The sequence below is a fragment of the Brevundimonas sp. GW821-FHT12C05 genome (assembly GCF_058807475.1).
Window position 1 is genome coordinate 33,411 of record NZ_JBXAQS010000001.1, and the last position, 19,360, is coordinate 52,770.

At 69.1% G+C, this 19,360-nt stretch carries 17 protein-coding genes; 7 read left to right on the forward strand and 10 right to left on the reverse strand.

Features of this window, described 5'->3' with window-relative positions:
• Window positions 1–4: 4 nt before the first annotated feature.
• The 8 genes from AC1RRF_RS00135 to AC1RRF_RS00170 all read right to left on the reverse strand — a co-directional run bounded on the left by AC1RRF_RS00135 (window position 5) and on the right by AC1RRF_RS00170 (window position 7,407).
• Window positions 5–451 carry an MAPEG family protein gene (locus AC1RRF_RS00135; protein WP_492831649.1) on the reverse strand — a complete coding sequence of 149 codons (447 nt, stop codon included), beginning with the start codon at window positions 449–451 and terminating at the stop codon, window positions 5–7.
• Window positions 444–2,075, reverse strand: coding sequence for an MFS transporter (locus tag AC1RRF_RS00140; RefSeq protein WP_492831651.1), 1,632 nt, complete (start codon window positions 2,073–2,075; stop codon window positions 444–446). Before AC1RRF_RS00140 ends, AC1RRF_RS00135 begins: the two co-directional genes overlap by 8 nt.
• 291 nt (window positions 2,076–2,366) lie before the next feature.
• Window positions 2,367–2,585: a hypothetical protein gene (locus AC1RRF_RS00145; protein WP_492831653.1), complete on the reverse strand. Its 219-nt coding sequence runs from the start codon at window positions 2,583–2,585 to the stop codon at window positions 2,367–2,369.
• A 96-nt stretch (window positions 2,586–2,681) separates the two neighbouring features.
• Window positions 2,682–3,776, reverse strand: a complete 1,095-nt coding sequence (locus AC1RRF_RS00150) for a sugar kinase (protein WP_492831655.1) — start codon at window positions 3,774–3,776, stop codon at window positions 2,682–2,684.
• Window positions 3,773–5,053 carry a TRAP transporter large permease gene (locus tag AC1RRF_RS00155; protein WP_492831657.1) on the reverse strand — a complete coding sequence of 427 codons (1,281 nt, stop codon included), beginning with the start codon at window positions 5,051–5,053 and terminating at the stop codon, window positions 3,773–3,775. The genes AC1RRF_RS00150 and AC1RRF_RS00155 overlap by 4 nt, the downstream gene beginning before the upstream one ends.
• A 2-nt stretch (window positions 5,054–5,055) precedes the next feature.
• The gene (locus AC1RRF_RS00160; RefSeq protein ID WP_492831659.1) at window positions 5,056–5,565 is read right to left on the reverse strand and encodes a TRAP transporter small permease; all 510 of its coding nucleotides are present in this window, start codon (window positions 5,563–5,565) and stop codon (window positions 5,056–5,058) included.
• A gap of 40 nt (window positions 5,566–5,605) precedes the next feature.
• A complete protein-coding gene (locus tag AC1RRF_RS00165) occupies window positions 5,606–6,595 on the reverse strand; it encodes a TRAP transporter substrate-binding protein (protein ID WP_492831661.1) in 990 nt (329 codons plus the stop codon).
• Window positions 6,592–7,407, reverse strand: coding sequence for a 2-keto-4-pentenoate hydratase (locus AC1RRF_RS00170; RefSeq protein ID WP_492831663.1), 816 nt, complete (start codon window positions 7,405–7,407; stop codon window positions 6,592–6,594). Before AC1RRF_RS00170 ends, AC1RRF_RS00165 begins: the two co-directional genes overlap by 4 nt.
• 130 nt (window positions 7,408–7,537) lie before the next feature.
• On the opposite strand from AC1RRF_RS00170, the gene AC1RRF_RS00175 reads away from it, so the two are divergent.
• The 5 genes from AC1RRF_RS00175 to AC1RRF_RS00195 all read left to right on the forward strand — a co-directional run bounded on the left by AC1RRF_RS00175 (window position 7,538) and on the right by AC1RRF_RS00195 (window position 13,249).
• The gene (locus AC1RRF_RS00175) at window positions 7,538–8,905 is read left to right on the forward strand and encodes a pectate lyase family protein (RefSeq protein WP_492831665.1); all 1,368 of its coding nucleotides are present in this window, start codon (window positions 7,538–7,540) and stop codon (window positions 8,903–8,905) included.
• Window positions 8,906–8,966: 61 nt separating this feature from the next.
• Window positions 8,967–10,010 carry a LacI family DNA-binding transcriptional regulator gene (locus AC1RRF_RS00180; RefSeq protein ID WP_492831667.1) on the forward strand — a complete coding sequence of 348 codons (1,044 nt, stop codon included), beginning with the start codon at window positions 8,967–8,969 and terminating at the stop codon, window positions 10,008–10,010.
• A 70-nt stretch (window positions 10,011–10,080) separates the two neighbouring features.
• Window positions 10,081–10,446 carry a BlaI/MecI/CopY family transcriptional regulator gene (locus tag AC1RRF_RS00185; protein WP_492831669.1) on the forward strand — a complete coding sequence of 122 codons (366 nt, stop codon included), beginning with the start codon at window positions 10,081–10,083 and terminating at the stop codon, window positions 10,444–10,446.
• A complete protein-coding gene (locus tag AC1RRF_RS00190; RefSeq protein WP_492831671.1) occupies window positions 10,443–11,684 on the forward strand; it encodes a M56 family metallopeptidase in 1,242 nt (413 codons plus the stop codon). The genes AC1RRF_RS00185 and AC1RRF_RS00190 overlap by 4 nt, the downstream gene beginning before the upstream one ends.
• A 92-nt stretch (window positions 11,685–11,776) precedes the next feature.
• On the forward strand, window positions 11,777–13,249 hold the full coding sequence (locus AC1RRF_RS00195) for a serine hydrolase (RefSeq protein WP_492831673.1): 1,473 nt from the start codon (window positions 11,777–11,779) through the stop codon (window positions 13,247–13,249).
• Between the two features lie 31 nt (window positions 13,250–13,280).
• Here the strand turns inward: AC1RRF_RS00195 and AC1RRF_RS00200 are convergent, their stop codons facing one another.
• On the reverse strand, window positions 13,281–13,940 hold the full coding sequence (locus tag AC1RRF_RS00200; protein WP_492831675.1) for an RpiB/LacA/LacB family sugar-phosphate isomerase: 660 nt from the start codon (window positions 13,938–13,940) through the stop codon (window positions 13,281–13,283).
• A gap of 203 nt (window positions 13,941–14,143) precedes the next feature.
• Between AC1RRF_RS00200 and kduD the strand changes: the two genes are divergently transcribed.
• Window positions 14,144–14,899 (forward strand): 2-dehydro-3-deoxy-D-gluconate 5-dehydrogenase KduD, encoded by a 756-nt coding sequence (kduD, locus tag AC1RRF_RS00205; protein WP_492831677.1) that lies wholly within the window; start codon window positions 14,144–14,146, stop codon window positions 14,897–14,899.
• Here the strand turns inward: kduD and AC1RRF_RS00210 are convergent.
• On the reverse strand, window positions 14,896–16,221 hold the full coding sequence (locus AC1RRF_RS00210) for a pectate lyase family protein (protein WP_492831679.1): 1,326 nt from the start codon (window positions 16,219–16,221) through the stop codon (window positions 14,896–14,898). The two genes, kduD and AC1RRF_RS00210, sit on opposite strands and share 4 nt — an antisense overlap.
• Before the next feature lie 229 nt (window positions 16,222–16,450).
• Between AC1RRF_RS00210 and AC1RRF_RS00215 the strand changes: the two genes are divergently transcribed.
• A complete protein-coding gene (locus AC1RRF_RS00215; RefSeq protein WP_492831681.1) occupies window positions 16,451–19,324 on the forward strand; it encodes a TonB-dependent receptor in 2,874 nt (957 codons plus the stop codon).
• Window positions 19,325–19,360 lie beyond the last annotated feature (36 nt).

The following is a 19,360-nucleotide window of genomic DNA, read 5'->3' on the forward strand; positions in this document are numbered from 1 at the left end:
GCCCTCAGACGGCTCCGACGACGGCCAGGAAGGCATGGCCCATCAGCCAGAGCAGGCCCAGGAAGTTGATCGTGAACACCTGACCCCGCAGGGCGACGTTGTCGCCGGTGCACTGCACGAGGCTGTGCAGAATCCGGCCGATCAGGAAGACCCAGGCGGCGGCGATGTCCCAGCTCGTCACGTTCGAGGTCAGGATCAGCAGCACGGCGGCGATCCAGGCGAAGGGCGGGGCCTCGAACTGGTTGGCGAGGTTGCGTTGCAGCCGGGCGGACAGGGGCGGGTCGCCGTCCGCTCGGGCGAAGTCGTTCTTCGCCGCCTCCCCGCGCCGCACGACCACCAGCCGGGCCCAGGTCAGGGCGGCGTAGAGGCAGACGATCAGGCCGAAATGGAGGAACAGCGGGATCAGCAGTCCCGCTGTCGATGCCGTGAGCAGCGGGATCAGGTCAGGCATGGATGTCCACGTCCTTGCGGTCCCGGATCAGCAGGCCGCCGACGACGACGGTCAGCAACGCGACCACGATCGGGTACCAGAGGCCGTAGTAGATGTTGCCCGTGGCCGCGACCATGGCGAAGGCCGTGGTCGGCAGGAAGCCGCCGAACCAGCCGTTGCCGATGTGATAGGGCAGGGACATGGAGGTGTAGCGCACCCGCGTCGGGAACATCTCCACCAGCGCCGCCGCGATCGGGCCGTAGACCATGGTCACATACAGCACGAGCACGAACAGGATTCCGACCACCAGCGGCTTGTTGACCAGGGCGCTGTCGGCCTTGGCGGGATAGCCGGCGGCGGTCAGGGCGGCGCCGAGGGCCTTCTCCCACGCCGCCTTGCCGGACGGATCGGCGAGGCCCGGCACGACCGTGTCGCCGATCCGGACCTCGGCCACGGCCCCGGCGGGCGCGGCGACGGTCTCATAGGTGACGCCGGCCTTGGCCAGATAGCTCTTGGCTATGTCGCAGGAGCTGTCGAACACGGTCTTGCCGACGGGATCGAACTGGAAGGCGCAGTCGGCCGGGTCGGCGACGACCGTCACCGGTGCGCTCGCCGCCGCCGCCGCCAGCCGCGGGTTGGCCGCGCCGGTCAGGGCGTGGAACAGGGGGAAATAGGTCAGGGCCGCCAGCAGGCAGCCGATCAGGATGATGGGCTTGCGCCCCACCTTGTCCGACAGCCAACCCCAGAAGACGAAGAAGGGCGTGGCCAGCGCCAGCGAGATCGCGACCAGCACATTGGCCAGCGCCGGATCGACCTTCAGCGTCTTCTCCAGGAAGAACAGGGCGTAGAACTGGCCCGTGTACCAGACCACGGCCTGACCGGCGGCCAGACCGAACAGGGCCAGCAGCACCAGCTTCAGATTGGGCCATTTGCCGAAACTGTCCTTCAGCGGCGTGGTCGATCCCTTGCCCTCGGCCTTCATGCGGGCGAACGCCGGGCTCTCGGCCAGCTTCAGCCGGATCCACAGCGACACGCCCAGCAGCAGGATCGAAACGAGGAAGGGGATGCGCCAACCCCACTCCTTGAACGCGTCCTCGCCGATCACCGAGCGCACGCCCAGGATGACCAGCAGGCTCAGCATCAGGCCCGCCGTCGCGGTGATCTGGATGAAGCTGGTATAGAAGCCGCGCTTTCCGGGCGGGGCGTGCTCGGCGACATAGGTGGCCGCGCCGCCGTACTCGCCGCCCAGCGCCAGGCCCTGCACCAGCCGCATCAGCACCAGCACCACCGGCGCCGCCACCCCGATGGCCGCGTAGGACGGCAGCAGCCCGACCACGAAGGTCGACAGCCCCATCAGCAGCATGGTCACCAGAAAGGTGTTCTTGCGCCCCCACAGGTCGCCCAGCCGCCCGAAGAAGATGGCCCCGAACGGCCTGACCGCGAACCCGGCGGCGAAGGCCATCAGGGCGAAGATGAAGCCGGTGGTCTCGTTCACGCCCGAGAAGAACTGGGCCGTGATGATCGCCGCCAGCGAGCCGTACAGATAGAAGTCGTACCACTCGATCACCGTCCCGACGGACGAGGCGAGGATGACCAGCCGATCACTGCGGTCGACGGTGCGCCCTTCGGCGGCGGCCTCGGTCATGGTCCCTCCCCGGACAATGGCGGAAGGGAGCGTGGACCGGATTTTCAGAGGACGCCAGCCGCCTTGCGACCGGTTTTGACGCATCGGCGTGCGATCCTGCGGTCCGTCGATCCACGGTCTGGAGGAGTCCGGATGGTCCGGAAATCCACCCTCAGCGATAACAAGGACTTGCGCCGGTCATCCGAACGCATCGGACGCATCGGACGGTGTTTTTCCACGTCCGCTGAATGCGAAAGGGCCCCCGCCGCTCGCGCGACGAGGGCCCCGGGCCGGGGAGGATTCAGCCGAGGGTCAGTCGCTGTCGCTGTCGTCGTCCGAGGCGACCAGGACAGCGACGAGCACCACGCCGGCGGCGATGGCGGCCAGCGGAATGCCGGTGAACTCGCTGGACGCGTCGGCCTGGGCGCCCACGCGGTCGCCGACGCGGGCGGCGGCGGTGGTCTGGGCGGCGACGGCCTGGCCCGCGACGAGCAGGGCGCCGACGGCGACCGCGGTGATGGCTTTCTTCATTCTGGTTCTCCTCCAAGGTCGGGAATGGCGACCTCCGAGCTCGCACGGCCGGGGCGGGATTTCCACCGCCATGGGAGATTTGAGGAGACTCCCGGTCTAGCGGACGGCGGCGGCGCCCTTGCCCTCGACCAGCCCCTTCACCTCGGCCAGCGAGGTCATGGCGTTGTCGCCGGGCGTGGTCATGGCGATGGCCCCGTGGGCCGTGCCGTAGTCCACCGCCGCCTGAGGGCCGAGGCCGCTCATGAAGGCCCAGGCCAGGCCGGAGACGAAGCCGTCGCCGCCGCCGACCCGGTCCAGCACGGCGACTTCCGTGACCGGCGTGGCGTAGCGCGTCCCGCCGATCCACAGCACCCCGCCCCAACGGTTGACCGAGGCCGAGATCGGATCGCGCAGGGTGGCGGCGAACACCTGCACGTTCGGCAGTTCGCGCGCCAACCGGGCCGCCAAGGCGTCGAAGGGGCCGCTGTCGGCCGGGTCGGCGCGGCGGTCCGTGGTCTCGACCCCGAGGCAGGAGGCGTAGGCGTATTCGTCGCCGACCAGCACATCGACCAGTCCGGCGATCTCGCGGTTCACGCGGCGTGCGGCGTCCGGGTCCGGGTGGCTGGACCACAGGCTGGCGCGGTAGTTGAGGTCATAGCTAACCACCACGCCATGCCGTTTCGCGGCGCGGATGGCGGCCAGGGTCGTCTCGGCGGTGGCTTCCGACAGGGCGGCGAAGATGCCGCCGGTGTGCAGCCAGCGCACGCCTTCCGAACCGAACAGGGCGTCCCAGTCCACCTCGTCCGCCCGGATCTGCGAGGCCGAGGAATTGGCCCGATCCGAACAGCCCAGCGCCCCGCGCACGCCGAAGCCGCGCTCGGTGAAGTTCAGCCCGACCCGGGTGTTGCGGCCCACGCCGTCAGCGTCGCGCCACAGGATGTGGGACGCATCCACGCCTCCTTGCAGGATCAGGTCCTCGACCAGCGCCCCGGTCTCGGTGCGGGGCAGGGCGGTGACCACCGAGGTCCGCAGGCCGAAGGTCTTTCGCAGGCCGCGCGCCACATTGTACTCGCCGCCCCCCTCCCAGACCTGGAAGGACCGGGCGGTGCGGATGCGGCCCTCGCCGGGGTCGAGGCGCAGCATCACCTCGCCCAGGGCGACACAGTCCCAGCGGCAGTCTTCGGCCGGACGAAGGCCCTTCAGGTCGGTCATTTCAACAGCGAGGGCAGCCACAGCGAAAGCGCCGGCACGAAGGTGACCAGCATCAGCACCGCCGTGCAAGCCAGATAGAAGGGCCAGATCGAGCGCAGGCTATGGGTCATCGGCACCCGGGCGATGGCGCTGCCTACGAAGAGCACCGAGCCCACCGGCGGTGTGATCAGGCCGATGCCGCAGTTGAGCAGCAGGATGACGCCGAACTGCACCGGGTCCACGCCGAAGGCCTTGGCCACCGGCAGGAAGATCGGGGTGCAGATGATGATCAGCGGCGCCATGTCCATGAAGGTGCCCAGGATCAGCAGGATGACGTTGATCAGCAGCAGGATCAGGATCGGGTTGTCGGTCAGGGTCTGCAGCAGGCTGACCATCATCGACGGCACCTGCAGATAGGCCATCAGCCAACCGAAGGCGCCCGCGCAGCCGATGATGAACAGCACCGCGCCCGAGGTGCGGGCCGCGCCGGTGCAGGCCGCCTTGAAGGCCTCCCACTTCATGTGGCGATAGACGATGCCGGTGATCACGGTGGCGTAGACCACGGCGATCGAGGCGCTCTCCACGGCGGTGAAGATGCCCGCCCGGATGCCGCCGAAGATGATCCCGACGAGCAGCAAGCCGGGGATGGCGGCGACCAGCCGGCTGGCGACGACGCGGAAGCCGGGGAAGGGCTCGGCCGCATAGCCGCGGCGGCGCGCCATCACATAGGAGACCACCATCAGCGAGATCGCCAGCAGGCCAGCCGGAAGGATGCCCGCCGCGAACAGATCCGAGATCGACACCCCGCCTCCGGCCGAGGCCGAATACAGGATCATGTTGTGCGACGGCGGCACCAGCAGGGCGACCAGCGCCGCCGATATGGTCACGTTGACGGCATAGTCGCTGTCATAGCCGCGCTTCTGCATCTGCGGGATCATGGTGCCGCCAATCGCCGAGACGTCGGCGATGGCGCTGCCCGAGACGCCGCCGAACAGGGTCGAGCCGACGACGGTCACCTGGCCCAGGCCGCCGCGCACATGGCCGACCATCGACGAGGCCAGGGCGATCATGCGGTCGGACAGGCCGCCCTTCATCATCAGCTCGCCGGTGAAGATGAACAGGGGAATGGCCAGCAGGGCCACGGACGTGATGTCGGACCCCATCTGCTGGAACACCACGATGGGCGGCAGGGCGAGGTAGAGCACCGTCGCCAGCGTCGCAGCCAGCAGGGAGAAGGCGACCGGCACGCCGATCATCAGAAGCACGGCCAGCAGGCCGAAGAGGATGATGTACTCCATGATCAGTCCCCGGCTTCGGTGGTTTCGGGCGCGTGATAATCGCCGGTCAGCAGGCGCTCGACCGAGAACAGCAGGATCAGGGCGCCGCCGACGCACAGGCCGGCGAACTTCAGGCCGGACGGCAGGGGCGCGCCCGCCATGGTCACGGGCCACTCGTCGATCATCAGGGTTCCGCCGAGCACCATCAGGCCGACGCCCGCCGCCGCGCCGATCAGGCGCGAGACCGATTTCAACGCCCATTGCACCGGGGCGGGCAGGGCGTGCAGCAGGGTCTGGAAGGCGAAATGGGTCTCGCGCCGCACCGCGACCGAGGCCCCGAACATGACGGCGAAGCTCATCAGCAACAGGGCCAGGGGCTCGGTCCAGCCGGGGCTGTCGTTCAGCACATAGCGGGCGAACACCTGCCAGGCCTGGATCAGGGCCATGGCGACGAGCGCCACCCCCGCCAGTCCGAGGACGAGGACGGCCAGGCCGTCGAGCGCGCGGGTCAGGCCGCGTCGGGATTCAGACATGCGGGCCCTCCCTGAGCACCGATGGGGTGTGCGCGGCCGTTCAGGCGACCGCTGCGATACGTTCGTGGAGCGCGCGCAGGCGCGGCTCGGAAAGATACTTGTCCAGCACCGGGCGGACCGTGGCGGCGAAGGCCGCCTTGTCGACTTGGCTCACCTGCACCCCGGCGGCCAGCACCGTCGCGCGGGCCTCGGCCTGGCGCTTGTCCCACGCGACGCGCATGACCTGCACCGACCGGCGGGCCACGTCGCGGACCAGGTCGCGGTCCGCGGGCGTCAGCCGCTCGAAGCTGGCCTTGGACATCAGCAGGGCGTCAGGCGCGAAGGAATGCTCGGTCTCGCTCCAGTAGCGGGCCACCTCGAACTGGCGGCTGGACTGGTAGCTGGGCCAGTTGTTCTCGGCCCCGTCGATCAGATGGGTCTGCAGGGACGAGAAGACGGCGCCGAAGGTCAGCGGCGTCGGATTGGCGCCCATCGCCCTGATGGAATCGAGGAAGATGTCCGACTGCGGCGACCGCATCTTCAGCCCGTGCATCTGGCCCGGCTCGCTCACCGGATGGCGGACGTTGTAGAAGCTGCGCGGCGCGGCGTCGTAATAGGCCAGGCCGACCAGGTCGCGGCCCTCGAACACGTTCAGCAGTTCGGTTCCGATCGGGCCGTCCACCACCGCCCGCACATGCGCCACGTCGCGATAGACATAGGGCAGGGCCAGCAGGCGGGTCTCGGGGAAGGCGTTGTTCAGCGCGGCCACGGCGACGCGGCAGATGTCGACCGCCTGGAAGCGGGTCAGGCCGATGGAGTCGTCCTCGGTGCCCAGCTGTCCGGCCGGGAACTGGCGGATGCCGATGCGGCCGTCGGTCAGCCGGCCCAGCTCCTCGCCCATCCATTTGACGGCGGCGACGGTGGGGTAGTCGGCGGGGTGGACGTCGACGGCGTTCAGCACCGTCCGCCCGCCCGTCGCGCGCGGCGAACAGGCGGCCAGGCCGAAACCGGCGACCCCGGCGAGGGCGAGCGTGCGGCGGGTCAGGCTCATGCGGCGGCTCCACTGGCCGGGATCGCGACGCAGGCGATGCGGCCGTCCGGGCCGAAGTCGGCGACCGCGGACTGGCCGATGAAGATCTGATGCACCCCGGTGGCGGCGCCGGTCGAGATCAGCTGTCCAGCCTCAAGGCGACGGCCGCGGCGGTGCAGCAGGTTCAGCAGGAAGGCCAGGGAGTCCAGCGGGCCGTTGGGGATCGAGGCGGCGCCGCCCGCGCCGACGATCTCGCCGTCGATGGCGGTGGTGCAGGTCAGGCCCGCCAGTCGCTCGCGCCAGTCGGTGATCTCGGCGCCCAGGATCAGCCCGGCGTTGTTGCCGAAGTCCGAGGCGGTGACCGCGGGGCCGTGGTCGTTGATCCCGGGGAAGGGGCTGCCGGCGATCTCGACGCCGGTGAAGACCCGGCCCACGAGGGCGGCGGCGCTCTCGGCGGTCCAGCCGTCGCGGTCGGGGGCCGTGTCGGCCAGTTCGATCACATACTCAGCCTCGACGGCGGCGAAGCCTCCGTCGATCACGCCGAAGGGCGTCGGACGGTCGGCCTCGGCGGTCCAGACGTTCTGGGAGAAGATCGGCCCCGCCAGGCGTCCGGCGCCGAAGCGCGTGTCCCACGGCGCATTGATCCGGCCCAGCTTCCAGCCCGCGATCCGGTCCGGCCACAGGGCGATGGCCTCGTCCTGGACGGCATAGGCCGCCTCCAGCGAGACCGGGTGCGCGCCCGGATAGGACGGCGTGGCCCGGGCCGTCCGACGGGCCTCGGTAAAGGCGCGCGCGATCGGCGAACCGCTTGAATTGTCGTGTGCGTGGCTCACGCCGCCTCCCATTTGCAGTGGACATTGCGCAGGAAGGAAACCGGTGTCAATTTGAATCCGGCGACGCCCGTCCGGCGGCGCTTTCAGCACAAGGCCGCGGTCACAGTCGGTCAGGCTACAGGATGGAAACATGACCCTCGCCCGTCTGGCCGCCGTGGCGGCCGCGTTCCTGCTGCCGATGGCGGCCCCGTCCGCGGGTCTCGCCCAATCGCCCGCGACGGCTCCGGCCGAGGCCGCCCTTCCCGCCTTCCCGGGCGCCCTGGGCTGGGCCGCGCGGACGCCGGGTGGACGCGGGGGCCGTATTATCCGCGTGACCAATCTGAACGGCGAGGGCCCCGGCTCCCTGCGCGAGGCGATCGAGGCCGACGGCCCGCGCATCGTGGTGTTCGAGGTCGGCGGAGTGATCAATCTGGACCGCAAGACGTTGAAGATCACCAACCCCTTCATCACCATCGCCGGCCAGACCGCGCCCTCGCCGGGCGTCACCCTGATCCGCGGCGGCATCGACATCGGCGGCCATGACGTGATCGTCCAGCACATCCGCGTCCGCCCCGGCTCGGCCGAACAGGGCTGGATGAGCGGCTGGGACGAGGACAGCATCTCCACCCAGGCGGCCTACAACGTCATCGTCGACCACTGCAGCCTGGAGTGGGGCACCGACGAGAACCTGTCCGCCTCGGGCCCGCGCTTCACCGGCTCGACGCCCGAGGAGTGGCGCGCCGGGACCAGCCACGACATCACCTTCTCCAACAACCTGATCGCCGAGAGTCTGGCCTATTCGACCCACGCCAAGGGCGAACACTCCAAGGGCTCGCTGATCCACGACAACGTCACCGGCCTGCTGATCGTCGGCAATCTGTACGCCCACAACTATGAGCGCAGCCCGCTGTTCAAGGGCGGGGTGCATGGGGTCATCGTCAACAACCTGATCTACAATCCGGGACCCCGCGCCCTGCACTACAACCTGGCCCCGGAGGAGTGGTTGGATCACCCCTATGAGGTCGGCAAGATGACCGCCGTCGGCAACGTCCTGCGCGCCGGGCCGTCCACGCCGACCGACCACCTGGCCTTCCTGATGATCGGCGGGGCGGGGGATCTGGAGTTCTACGGCCGCGACAACATCGCCGTGGACCAGGTCGGCGAGCCGATCCGCATGTTCGGCCGCTACACCACCGCCCCGGCCCGCATCATCGAAACCCGCCGCCCGCCGGTGTGGTGGGAGGGGCTGACCCCTATTCCGGCCGACCAGGTGCAGGTCGCGGTTCTGTCGCAGGCCGGCGCCCGCCCGTGGGACCGTGACATGCGCGACGTGCTGCTGGTCGCCGAGGTGGCCGAGGGCCGCGGCGAGATCATCGACCATGAGCGAGAGGTCGGCGGCTATCCGCCGATCCGCGAGGCGACCCGCAAGCCGTTCAATCCCGACGACTGGGACCTGCGCTTCATGACGCCCCTGCGCGACGAGGTCCTGGACCGGCCCGCGTCGAGGAACCACACCTGAACCGCTGACAGGGCGACCGGCTCAGTTTAAGGACGGTGTTCGGCCAGAGAGACTCACCTGCGTGAATGACACCAAGCGACCCGGCGGCAAGCCCGCCACCATCAACGACATCGCCCGCCTGGCCGAGGTGTCGAAGAAGACGGTGTCGCGTGTGATCAACAACTCCCCCTTCGTGAAGGAGGAGACGCGCAAGCGGGTCGAGGCGGTGATCGCCGAGCATGGCTTCAGCCCGGACCCGCAGGCGCGGGGGCTGGCCTTCCGCCGGTCCTTCCTGGTGGGGATGATCTACGACAACCCCAGCCCCAACTACGTCGTGAACATGCAGCAGGGCGTGCTGGACGCGGTGCGCGTCGCGGGCCTGGAACTGGTCGTTCACCCCTGCAACCGCGCCTCGCCGACCTTCCTTGATGAGGTGCGCGCCTTCGTCGTGCGCCAGAAGCTGTTCGGCGTGGTCATGCCGCCGTCGGTGTCCGAGGACGACCGGGTCATCGAGATCCTCAAGGACGCCGACTGCCCCTATGTCCGCATCGCCTCGGTGTCGCTGGACGAGCCGGCCTGCATGGTGGTGACGAACGACAGCCGCGGCGCGGCCCAGGCGGCGCGTCACCTGGCCGAACTGGGCCACACGCGGGTCGCCTTCATCTCCGGTCCCGACACCTTCCGCTCGTCGTTCGAGCGGGGCAGGGGCTTCCGCGAGGGGTTGGCCGAGCATGGCCTGTCGATGGATGACGCCTATGTCCGCGCGGGCGCCTACACCTTCGAATCCGGGGCCGAGGCGGCGCAAAGCCTGCTGGCCATGGCGAACCCGCCGACCGCCATCTTCGCGGGCAATGACGAAATGGCCATCGGGGTCATGAAGGCCGCGCGCGATGCCGGTCTGGATGTGCCGCGCGACCTGTCCATCGTCGGCTTCGACGACCTGCCCATGGCCTCGCGCGTCTGGCCCAACCTCACCACCGTCCGCCTGCCCATCCGCGACATGGGCCGCATGGCCGCCGAGAAGTTGACGGCGGGTCTGCGCGGGCTGGACCCGGCGACGCTGGCTCAGCCCGAGGTCGATCCGTCGCTGATCGTGCGGGAATCGACGGCGCCGCCGAAGGGCTGACGACCGAGGGCTATTGACGACTACAGATGTAGATGCAATATCGTCTACAGCTGTAGTTGCAGGGCGCCGGATGGAACGGATCAGTGAAGGCGAGCAGGCGGTGCTTGAGGTGCTGTGGCGTCAGGCCCCGCTCTCGGCGACCGATATCATCGACCGGATCGAACCGTCGCGCGACTGGAGCGCCAGCACCGTCAAGACCTTGCTGGCCCGGCTGGTGACCAAGGGCGCCGTGTCGCACGAGGGCGAGGGGCGCCGCTTCCTCTACTCGCCGCTGCTGACCCGGGACGCCTTCCTCGCCACCGAGTCGCGCCGGATGATCGACCGCCTGTTCGGCGGCCGGGCGGCGCCGCTGGTCGCCCATCTGGCGGAACAGGATCAGCTGTCCGACCGGGATCTCGCCGAGATCGAGGCGCTGCTGCAGTCGTTGAAGTCATGACCGACTGGCTGTTCCAGGCCCTGCTGGGCTCGACGGTTCTCGGCGGCGTCGTTCTGCTGGTCAGGCCCTGGGTCCTGCGCCGCCTGGGGCCCCGGATGGCCTATGGCCTGTGGCTGCTGCCGGTCATTCGTCTGGTGCTTCCGCCGATGCCCGCCTGGAGCGTCCATAGTTCCGCCGTGGTCGCGTTCGGGGAGGAGGCGACGGGCGTCGCGGCCCAGGTCGCGCCCCAGATCGTTCGGCCTGACATGCTGGTGCAGATCCTCGTCGCGCTCTGGGCGGCTGGAGCCCTCGTCCATCTCGGCCGGGGCCTGTTCGACTATGTCCGGTTCATGCAGCGCGCCGGGGCGGCGGTGGTCGGCCCGGGGGAGAGTCTCGACGGCGTCGCGGTGCGCACCAGCGCCTTCGTGACCGGGCCCGTGGCGGCCGGGATCTGGAAGCGGCGCATCTTCCTGCCGCTGAACTTCCGCCAGCGGTTCGACCCGGATCAGCGGTCGCTGGCCCTCGCCCATGAGCGCGCCCACCATCGCCGGCACGACATCGCCTGGAATTTCGTCGCCCTGGTCGCGGTCTCGGTCCACTGGTTCAATCCATGGGCTCACCACGCCTACCGCCTGTTTCGGCTGGATCAGGAGCTGGCCTGCGATCGGGACGTCATCGCCGCCTCGCCCGCCTCTTCCGAGGTCTACGGCAGGCTGATCGCGAGCGCCTCGCGGACCGGCGGCGCCAGTCCCGTCTGCGCGCTGGGCAAGGCGGACCTGATCAAGCAGAGGCTGGTCGCCCTGACCCGGCCCGCCGGTCTTTCGCCGCGATACGTGGCGGCGTCCCTCGCTCCCGCGGTGATCCTGGCCGTGGCGGCGACCGCCCCGATCAGCATCAGCGGAGCCGACAGCGTGGCGGACATCGTATCGGCGGCGGCTCGGCCGGAGCCCGCCCCGTCCCCGGCGGCGTCCCCGTCGCCGACGCCTAACAGCGTCCCGTCGCCGGGTCGCCGGGCGCCGTCTCGCCGCCATGCGTCGCCCCTGCCCGCGCCCGTGGCGCCCGCGTCCGAGCACGTCGCGGCACGGGCCGTCGCCGCGGAAACGACGCCCTCGGTGGATGAGGACCGGACCTCACCCGAGTATCTGGCCCGACGACGGGCGGTTGGTCTGGCCAGAAGCCAGTGGCGAATGGAGCATCCGGCCGAGGCCGCGCGCGCCCGCGGTCGCCCCGTCCCCGCATCCCTCTCGCTCGCGCCCTGACCGCGCTTCGTCGCGGCCGTCTCCAGCAGGATCGTATGACCATGCAGAACCCATCGACGGGCGGACTCCGCCCGACCGGATCCTCGCGCCTGATGCGCGTCCTCCGACAGGCGCTGATCGCAGTCGCGCTGATCGTTCCGGGGGCGGCGGTCGCCCAGACCGGCGCCGGCCCGGCGGAGACGACGGAACAGGTCGATCGGTATCTCCAGATGCAGATGCAGCGGCTTCAGATCCCGGGGCTGGCCGTCGCGGTGGTCAAGGACGGCCGGCTGGTTCTTGAGCGCCACTACGGAACCGCCAGCGTCGAGTTCGGCGTGCCCGTGTCCACGGACACCGTCTTCGCCATCAACTCCGTGACCAAGGCCTTCACCGGCGTCGCCGCCATGCGCCTGGTCGAGGCGGGGCGGCTGGACCTGTCGGCGCCGGTCGGCCGCTATCTGACCGATCTGCCCGAGGCCTGGCGCGCCGTCACCATCCGCCAACTGCTCAGCCACATGTCCGGCCTGCCCGACATCATGCGCGCGCCTACGGTGGAGACCGACGCGGCGGCGACCTGGGCCTGGGTCCAGACCCAGGACCTCCGTTTCCCGCCCGGAGAGCGGTTCAACTACTGCCAGACCAACTACACCCTCATCCAGCGGGTGGTGAACCAGCTTGAGGGCCGGGCGCCGGACGCGCCCCTGGCCGAGGAACAGCTGGCCATCGCGGGCATGGCGAGCACCCACTATGGCGACGCCTACTCCGTCATCGCGAACCGGGCGCCGACCTATCGCTGGACGCTCGGCGGGCCGATGATCGCCGGCTATCGCGCCGCCTCCGCCACGAGCCCCGGCGTCATGACGGCCGTCTCCGAACGGTTCCTGCCGTTCCGCCGCGCGTCCTCGGGCCTGAACAGCTCGGTCGGCGACCTGGCGCGGTGGCTGATCGCCATCCAGGGCGGGAAGATCCTAAACGAAGCCAGTCTCGAGACACTCTGGACCCCGGTCGCCTTCAACGACGGACAGAAGGGGCAGTGGGGGCTGGGATGGCAGGTTCTGACCCGCGGAACCCATCGGTCGGTGGGCATGACGGGGGGCGGCCGGGCCGCGGTCTCCCTGTATCCGGAGGACGGCGTCGGGGTGGTCATTCTGACCAATCTCACCGGTTCGTATCCGGAGGACATGATCGACAAGATCGCCTCGATCTACGCCCCCGGTCTGGACCTGGCCGGCGTCCCGGCGCTGCGCATCGCGCTTGAGGAAGGGGGCTATGATCAGGTCATGACCGCCGCCTCGGCGATCGAGCGGGGCCATGCGGGCTTGATCTGGCCGGAGGCCGAGCTGAACGACTGGGGCTACCGCCTGCTCAGCACCGGCCGTCCCCGCGATGCGCTGCAGGTCTTCCGCCTGGCGGCCGATCGCTATCCCGACAGCGGCAACGCCCATGACAGCCTGGCCCAGGCCCTGCTGATCAACGGCGACGACAGCGGTGCGGCCATCCACTACGCGCGGGCCGTGGCGCTTGACCCGAGCAACACCGGCGCGGCCCGCCATCTCGAGGAACTACGCGCCGGCCCGCCTCGCTGAGGCGGCGCCGGCGGCGGACACGTCCCAGGTCTCAGGCGGTCTCGAGCGCGGGGCTTTGGACCAGGCCCTTGATGTAGGCGCGGATGCCTTCGTCCGTCGCGTTGGCGAAGAAGTATTCCTGGAACCGCTCGCCCGCGACGGCGGCCTTCAGCAGGTCCTGATCGACGGTCTTCAGGACGGTCAGCATATCGTGGCAGGTGACGGCCTTGAGGTCCTTCAGGATGCCCCGGTTCTTGCGCATGATCTCGGCGCGTTCCTTGGGATAGCCCAGGCCGCGTTCACCCTCGAACAGCTTGCGATAGACGTCCTGCAGGTTCAGCTCGGCGGCCCAGCCGAAGCCCTTGGCGTAGGGCATGGCGATGGCGTTGCCGTCGTTGATCTGGCCGAACAGGAAGGCGTCGGTCGGGTCGATGATCAGGCCGCAGAAGACGCCGGGCATGGCGTTGGCCGCCAGCATGGAGCCCGTGCCGGTGCCGCAACCCGTGACCACGAAATCGGCCGCGCCCGAGTTCAGCAGGATGCCGGCCAGCAGGCCATTCATCACATAGGTCAGCGAGGCTTTGTCCTCGGGCGAGTACATGCCGTAGTGGAACACCTCATGGCCCAGCGGCTCGGCCACGGCGGTCAGGGCGGTGTGAACGATCTCGCTCTTGGCGGCCTGGCTGTTCTCGATGATCAGGGCGATTTTCATGGCGTTTCTCCGGGCGGGATAATGGGTGAAGCGGTGGTTCGGCTCCAGCCCCGTCCCCGTTTGCATCAGCTTATGACACCGGTTACCTATGTCGGCAATCCGCACATTCAAGTCGGGGAGGGAAAGCATGTCGGCCAAGGCGCATCCGTGCGACATCCTCCGTCTGACCGGTGATGTGCTCACCCCTGGCGAGGCCTGCTGACATGAACCCGTTTGACCTATCCGGCCGCGCGGCCCTCGTCACCGGCGCCAACACGGGTCTCGGGCAGGCCATCGCCGTGGGGCTGGCGCAGGCGGGGGCGGACATCGTCGCCGTCGGCCGCTCGGCCCCGACCGAAACGGCGGAGCTGGTGCGGGCGGCGGGCCGCACCCTGCACGCTATCTCGGCGGACCTCTCTTCGATCGCCCCGATCAAGGACGTGGTGGCCAAGGCCGTGGACGCCGTCGGCGCGGTCGACATCCTGGTCAACAACGCCGGCATCATCCGCCGCAACGACAGCCTCGACTTCACCGAGGAGGACTGGGACGCGGTCATCGACACCAATCTGAAGACCGCCTTCTTCCTCAGCCAGGCCGTGGCGCGCACCTGGGTCGACGCCGGGCGCGGCGGCAAGATCATCAACATCTGCTCGATGCTCAGCTTCCAGGGCGGCATCCGGGTGCCGTCCTACACGGCGTCCAAGAGCGGCCTGGCCGGCCTGACCCGCCTGCTGGCCTGCGAGTGGGCGTCCAGGGGGATCAACGTCAACGGCATCGCACCGGGCTATTTCGCCACCAACAACACCGAGGCCCTGCGCGCCGACGAGACGCGTAACCGCGACATCCTGGCCCGCATCCCGGCGGGGCGGTGGGGCGATCCGTCCGACCTGGGCGGCGCGGCGGTCTTCCTGGCCTCCGACGCCTCCGCCTATGTCCACGGCACGGTGCTGGCGGTGGATGGCGGCTGGCTGGCGCGCTAGTCCGCCAAGTCGTTCAGCCAGTCCTCGAGGTTGGTGAAGCCGTCGCCGTTCCGATCCGCGGGGCCGTCGGCGGCGTCGGCTGCATCCAGCCCGTGCGCCTGCTCCCAGTCGTCGGGCATGCCGTCGCCGTCACGGTCGATCCACGGCGTTCCGGCCTCCAGCTCCGGCCAGCCGCCGACCTGGCTCTGGCTGTCGATGATCCTGCCCGTGCGGTCGCGTACGCCCTCGATGATCCGCAGGTCCACGGCGTCGCGCACCCGGCCGACGCCCGCTCGCTCCAGCACCGCCAATGCGGCGGTTTCGGGCGTCTCCGTCGTCGCCTCCGCCCAGTCGGGCCGCACGGGCAGGCGATAGTCGGGCCGGTCTGAATTCTTCACCAGCGTCCACGGATCGGCGGGGATCGCGCCGTCCATGCTGTTGGCCTCGAACCACGCCCTCGCCAGCGGATTGGAGTCCTCGAACGCCCGGCGTCCGGCCGAGTCCGGACCGGGGATGTAGGCGTTGCCGATGAAGGCGTAGGCCGAGCGACTGTCGGTGTCGGCGTTGTAGCCCGCGTGCGATCCGCCCCAGTCGTAGAAGACGTTGGAGCGGAACGCGAAGCGCGGCCCTTCGGGATCGACGGACGGCGGATTGTAGTTGCCCGGCCGGGGCATGCGCGCCCGGTGGGCGGCCCACAGATTGTGATGGAAGGTGAAGCGCGCGCCATATCCGCCGCGCACCAGCGAGCCATAGCCGTGATCGCCCTTGGCGTGGCCCGACCGGTTCAACGACTCGGCGATCAGGGACCATTGCACGGTCACGTCGTAGATCCCGCGCTCGGGCGGGTCGTAGCGGCTGCCGACCGACAGGGTCTCGTCCACCGACCAGGAGGCCGAGATGTGGTCCAGGATGATGCGGCGTCCGCGCTCGATGGTGACGGCGTCCGACTCAATGCGGCTCTCGTCCCCGAGCCGGGAGCGGATGTAGCGCACCACCACATCGTCGGCGGCCACGATCAGCGCCTGATCGCGCAGGGTGATCCCGCCGCCCGGCGCGGTCTGGCCGGCGATGGTGATGCGGCCTCGCCGGATGCGGAGCGGCGTCTCCAGCCGGATCGTCCCGCCGATGTCGAACACGACCGTGCGCGGACCGTCCGCCTCGACCGCGGCCCGCAGACTGCCAGGGCCCGCGTCGTTCAGATTGGTCACCCGCAGCACCGCGCCGCCGCGACCGCCCGAGGCCAGCCGCCCCGCGCCTTCCGCGCCGGGGAAGGCGACGACGGCTTCGGGCCCGGCCTGGGCTGAGGCCGTGTGTGCCCCAAGCGACACGGCGAACAGCGCCACGGTGAAGCTTGTGACCGCTTTGTGTCGAAGGCCGCTTGCGAAAACGCCGATCATCAGGTTAGGCTCGTGATTGCTACCGGTGTCAGGGCGCATTCCGCACAGATATGACACCGGTGTCAAACGGGACGGCCAACGATGTCGGACCGCAAAAAACAGATAGACCGGGGTCACTCCGGCGTCCTGTATGCCCATTGGGAGGAGGCATATGTTGCAAGCTATCCAGCCGGGGATGACCCGTGCCCTTCGTCGTCGCCTATTCGTCGGAGCGTCCGGTCTGGCCGTCGCCCTGTCGTTGGGGGTCGGCGCCGCCGCCGCGCAGACCGCGCCGCAACCCGCGCCGCAGGACGAGGCCGTCGAGATCGATGAAGTCGTCGTCACGGGGTATCGCGCCAGCCTGAACGCCGCCCTCGACGCCAAACGTCGCGAGACCAGCATGGTCGACGTGATCATGGCCGAGGACATCGCCGACTTCCCCGACCTGAACCTGGCCGAGTCGATCCAGCGGGTCCCGGGCGTCGCCATCGACCGTGACGCCGGCGAAGGCCGTTCGATCACCGTCCGCGGCCTGGGCGCCGACTTCACCCGCACCCGCATCAACGGCATGGAGGCCCAGGCCACCGCCGGCGGCACCGACTCCTCGGGCGGCGCCAACCGGGGCCGCGGCTTCGACTTCAACGTCTTCGCCTCGGAGCTCTTCAACTCCATCACCGTGCGCAAAACCGCGGCGGCTGAGACGGAGGAGGGCTCGCTGGGCGCCACCGTCGATCTGCAGGCCACGCGCCCGTTCGACTACGACGGCTTCACCGCCGCCATGTCGGCCCAGGTCGGCTACAACGACCTGTCGGAGCAGTACAATCCGCGCGTCGCCCTGCTGCTGAGCGACCGGTTCGGCGCCAATGACGAGTTCGGCGCCCTGATCTCGGTCGCCTACAGCGAACGCGACCTGCTCGAAGAGGGCTTCAGCTCGGTGCGCTGGGCGCCGGCCGTCGGCACCAACAGCTCGGGGGGCTTCGCCTCCGCCGGATCGAACGCCGCGGCCTTCGCCCTGGCCAACCAGAGCACCGTCTTCATCCCGCGCCTGCCGCGCTACGGCCGCCTGACCCACAGCCAGGAACGCCTCGGCGTCACCGGCGCCCTGCAATGGCGCCCGGCGGAGACCACGGTGTTCTCGCTCGACGTGCTGTACTCCTCGCTGGACGCGACCCGTCAGGAGGACTTCCTCGAGGCCCTGTCCTTCAGCCGCAACGCCGCGGCCGGCGGTCAGCCCCAGGTGACGGTCCAGAACGCCGCCGTCGAGAACAACATGCTGGTCTACGGCGTGTTCAACAACGTCGATGTCCGGTCCGAGAGCCGCTACGACGAACTCTCGACCGACTATCTGCAGATCAGCCTGACGGCGGAGCATGACTTCACCGACCGCCTGCACGGCCGGTTCTACTACGGCCGCGCGGAGTCGAATTTCGAGAACCCGATCCAGACCACGGTCACTCTCGACCGGAACAATATCCAGAACTACTCGTGGGATTTCCGCGGCAATGCGAACGCCCCGGTCATCAGCTACGGCTTCGATGTCGCCAACCCGGCCAACTGGGAATGGCGCCCGTCGACCGCCGTGGTGCCGCGCTCGGAAATCCGCATCCGTCCGAACGGCGTCGACACCCTGTTCGAGTCCGCCCAGGCCGACTTCGCCTATGACGCCAGCGACTGGTTGACGTTCAAGGCGGGCATCAACTGGAAGAGCTACACCTCGGACTCCTACGAGTTCCGCCGCGCGGACGAGACCGTGGTTCCGGCGCTTCCGGCCGGCACGACGATGGCCGGCATCACCGATGTGCTGACCGGCTTCGGCGCCAACCTGATCCCCGGCGGCACGGCCAGCAGCTGGGTCCGCCCCAACCTCGGCGCCCTGGCCAGCCTGTTCAACATCTACTGCAACTGCGACACGGGCCTGCCGGGAGGCGACTTCCGCCTCACCAGCATCACCAACGGCAATGCGCGCGGCGGCAACCGGTCGATCACCGAAGACGATCTTGCCGTCTATCTGCAGGCCGACTGGGACACCGATCTGTTCGGCCGTCCGTTCCGCGGCAACGTCGGCGTGCGTCAGGTCAGCACCACGCTCAACGCCTCGGGCTACAGCTCGACCGGCGGCGGGACCCTCGTCACCGGCGAGAACCAGTACGACAACACCCTGCCGTCGCTGAACATCAGCTATGAGCCGATCGACGACCTGATCGTCCGTTTCGGCGCGGCCACGGTCATGGCCCGTCCGCAGATCGGCAACACCCTGGCCGGGACCAACTACCTGGTGCCGACCACCTCGCTGGCCGCCACCGGACCGAACTACACGGCCTCGATCGGCAATGTGAAGCTGGAGCCGTTCCAGGCCAACACCTACGACTTCAGCGTCGAGTGGTATTTCGCCCGCGAAAGCCTGCTGTCCTTCGCCTACTTCTACAAGGACATCGACACCTACATCCAGATCGTGCGTCAGGACCTGGCCTATTCGGACCTGACCGCGCTGAACCCGTCGGCCTTCGCGCCGGGCTTCTGCACGGGCACCTGCTCGTCCTCGACCATCTTCCAGCTGACCGCCGCGGTGAACACCGAAGGCGGCCCGCTGAAGGGCTTCGAGATCAGCTACCAGCAGCCCTTCACCTTCCTGCCGGGTCCGCTGGAAAACCTCGGCGTGCAGCTGAACTACACCCACGTCGAATCCGAAATCGACTACTGCAACAACGCCCTGTGCACGACCTTCGTGACGGCCGACCTGATCAACCTGTCGCCGGAATCGTGGAACGCGACCCTGTACTATGAGGACGACACGTTCTCGGCGCGGGTCTCGGGCGCCTTCCGCGACAGCTACATCCAGAACGTGCCGGGCCGGAACGGCAACAATGTCGAAGGCAAGATGGAGACGTTCAATCTGGACGCCTCGGCCTCGTACAATCTGACCGACAAGCTGGTCCTGACGCTGGAGGCCCTCAACCTGACGGACGAGGAGAACCAGCAGTACGTCGGCGACGGCGCGGATCGCCAGAGCACATCCGTTTACCACCACACCGGCCGGCAAGTTTATGTCGGCGCCCGCTATCGCTTCTGATCACTCCTGAACCGAAGCGTACTCTACGCCGCCGAC

Coding starts and splice junctions, on each gene's coding strand:
- AC1RRF_RS00135 (WP_492831649.1), bottom strand. CDS start 451: ATGCCTGACCTGATCCCGCTGCTCACGGCATCGACAGCGGGACTGCTG.
- AC1RRF_RS00140 (WP_492831651.1), bottom strand. CDS start 2,075: ATGACCGAGGCCGCCGCCGAAGGGCGCACCGTCGACCGCAGTGATCGG.
- AC1RRF_RS00145 (WP_492831653.1), bottom strand. CDS start 2,585: ATGAAGAAAGCCATCACCGCGGTCGCCGTCGGCGCCCTGCTCGTCGCG.
- AC1RRF_RS00150 (WP_492831655.1), bottom strand. CDS start 3,776: ATGACCGACCTGAAGGGCCTTCGTCCGGCCGAAGACTGCCGCTGGGAC.
- AC1RRF_RS00155 (WP_492831657.1), bottom strand. CDS start 5,053: ATGGAGTACATCATCCTCTTCGGCCTGCTGGCCGTGCTTCTGATGATC.
- AC1RRF_RS00160 (WP_492831659.1), bottom strand. CDS start 5,565: ATGTCTGAATCCCGACGCGGCCTGACCCGCGCGCTCGACGGCCTGGCC.
- AC1RRF_RS00165 (WP_492831661.1), bottom strand. CDS start 6,595: ATGAGCCTGACCCGCCGCACGCTCGCCCTCGCCGGGGTCGCCGGTTTC.
- AC1RRF_RS00175 (WP_492831665.1), top strand. CDS start 7,538: ATGACCCTCGCCCGTCTGGCCGCCGTGGCGGCCGCGTTCCTGCTGCCG.
- AC1RRF_RS00185 (WP_492831669.1), top strand. CDS start 10,081: ATGGAACGGATCAGTGAAGGCGAGCAGGCGGTGCTTGAGGTGCTGTGG.
- AC1RRF_RS00190 (WP_492831671.1), top strand. CDS start 10,443: ATGACCGACTGGCTGTTCCAGGCCCTGCTGGGCTCGACGGTTCTCGGC.
- AC1RRF_RS00195 (WP_492831673.1), top strand. CDS start 11,777: ATGCGCGTCCTCCGACAGGCGCTGATCGCAGTCGCGCTGATCGTTCCG.
- AC1RRF_RS00200 (WP_492831675.1), bottom strand. CDS start 13,940: ATGAAAATCGCCCTGATCATCGAGAACAGCCAGGCCGCCAAGAGCGAG.
- kduD (WP_492831677.1), top strand. CDS start 14,144: ATGAACCCGTTTGACCTATCCGGCCGCGCGGCCCTCGTCACCGGCGCC.
- AC1RRF_RS00215 (WP_492831681.1), top strand. CDS start 16,451: ATGACCCGTGCCCTTCGTCGTCGCCTATTCGTCGGAGCGTCCGGTCTG.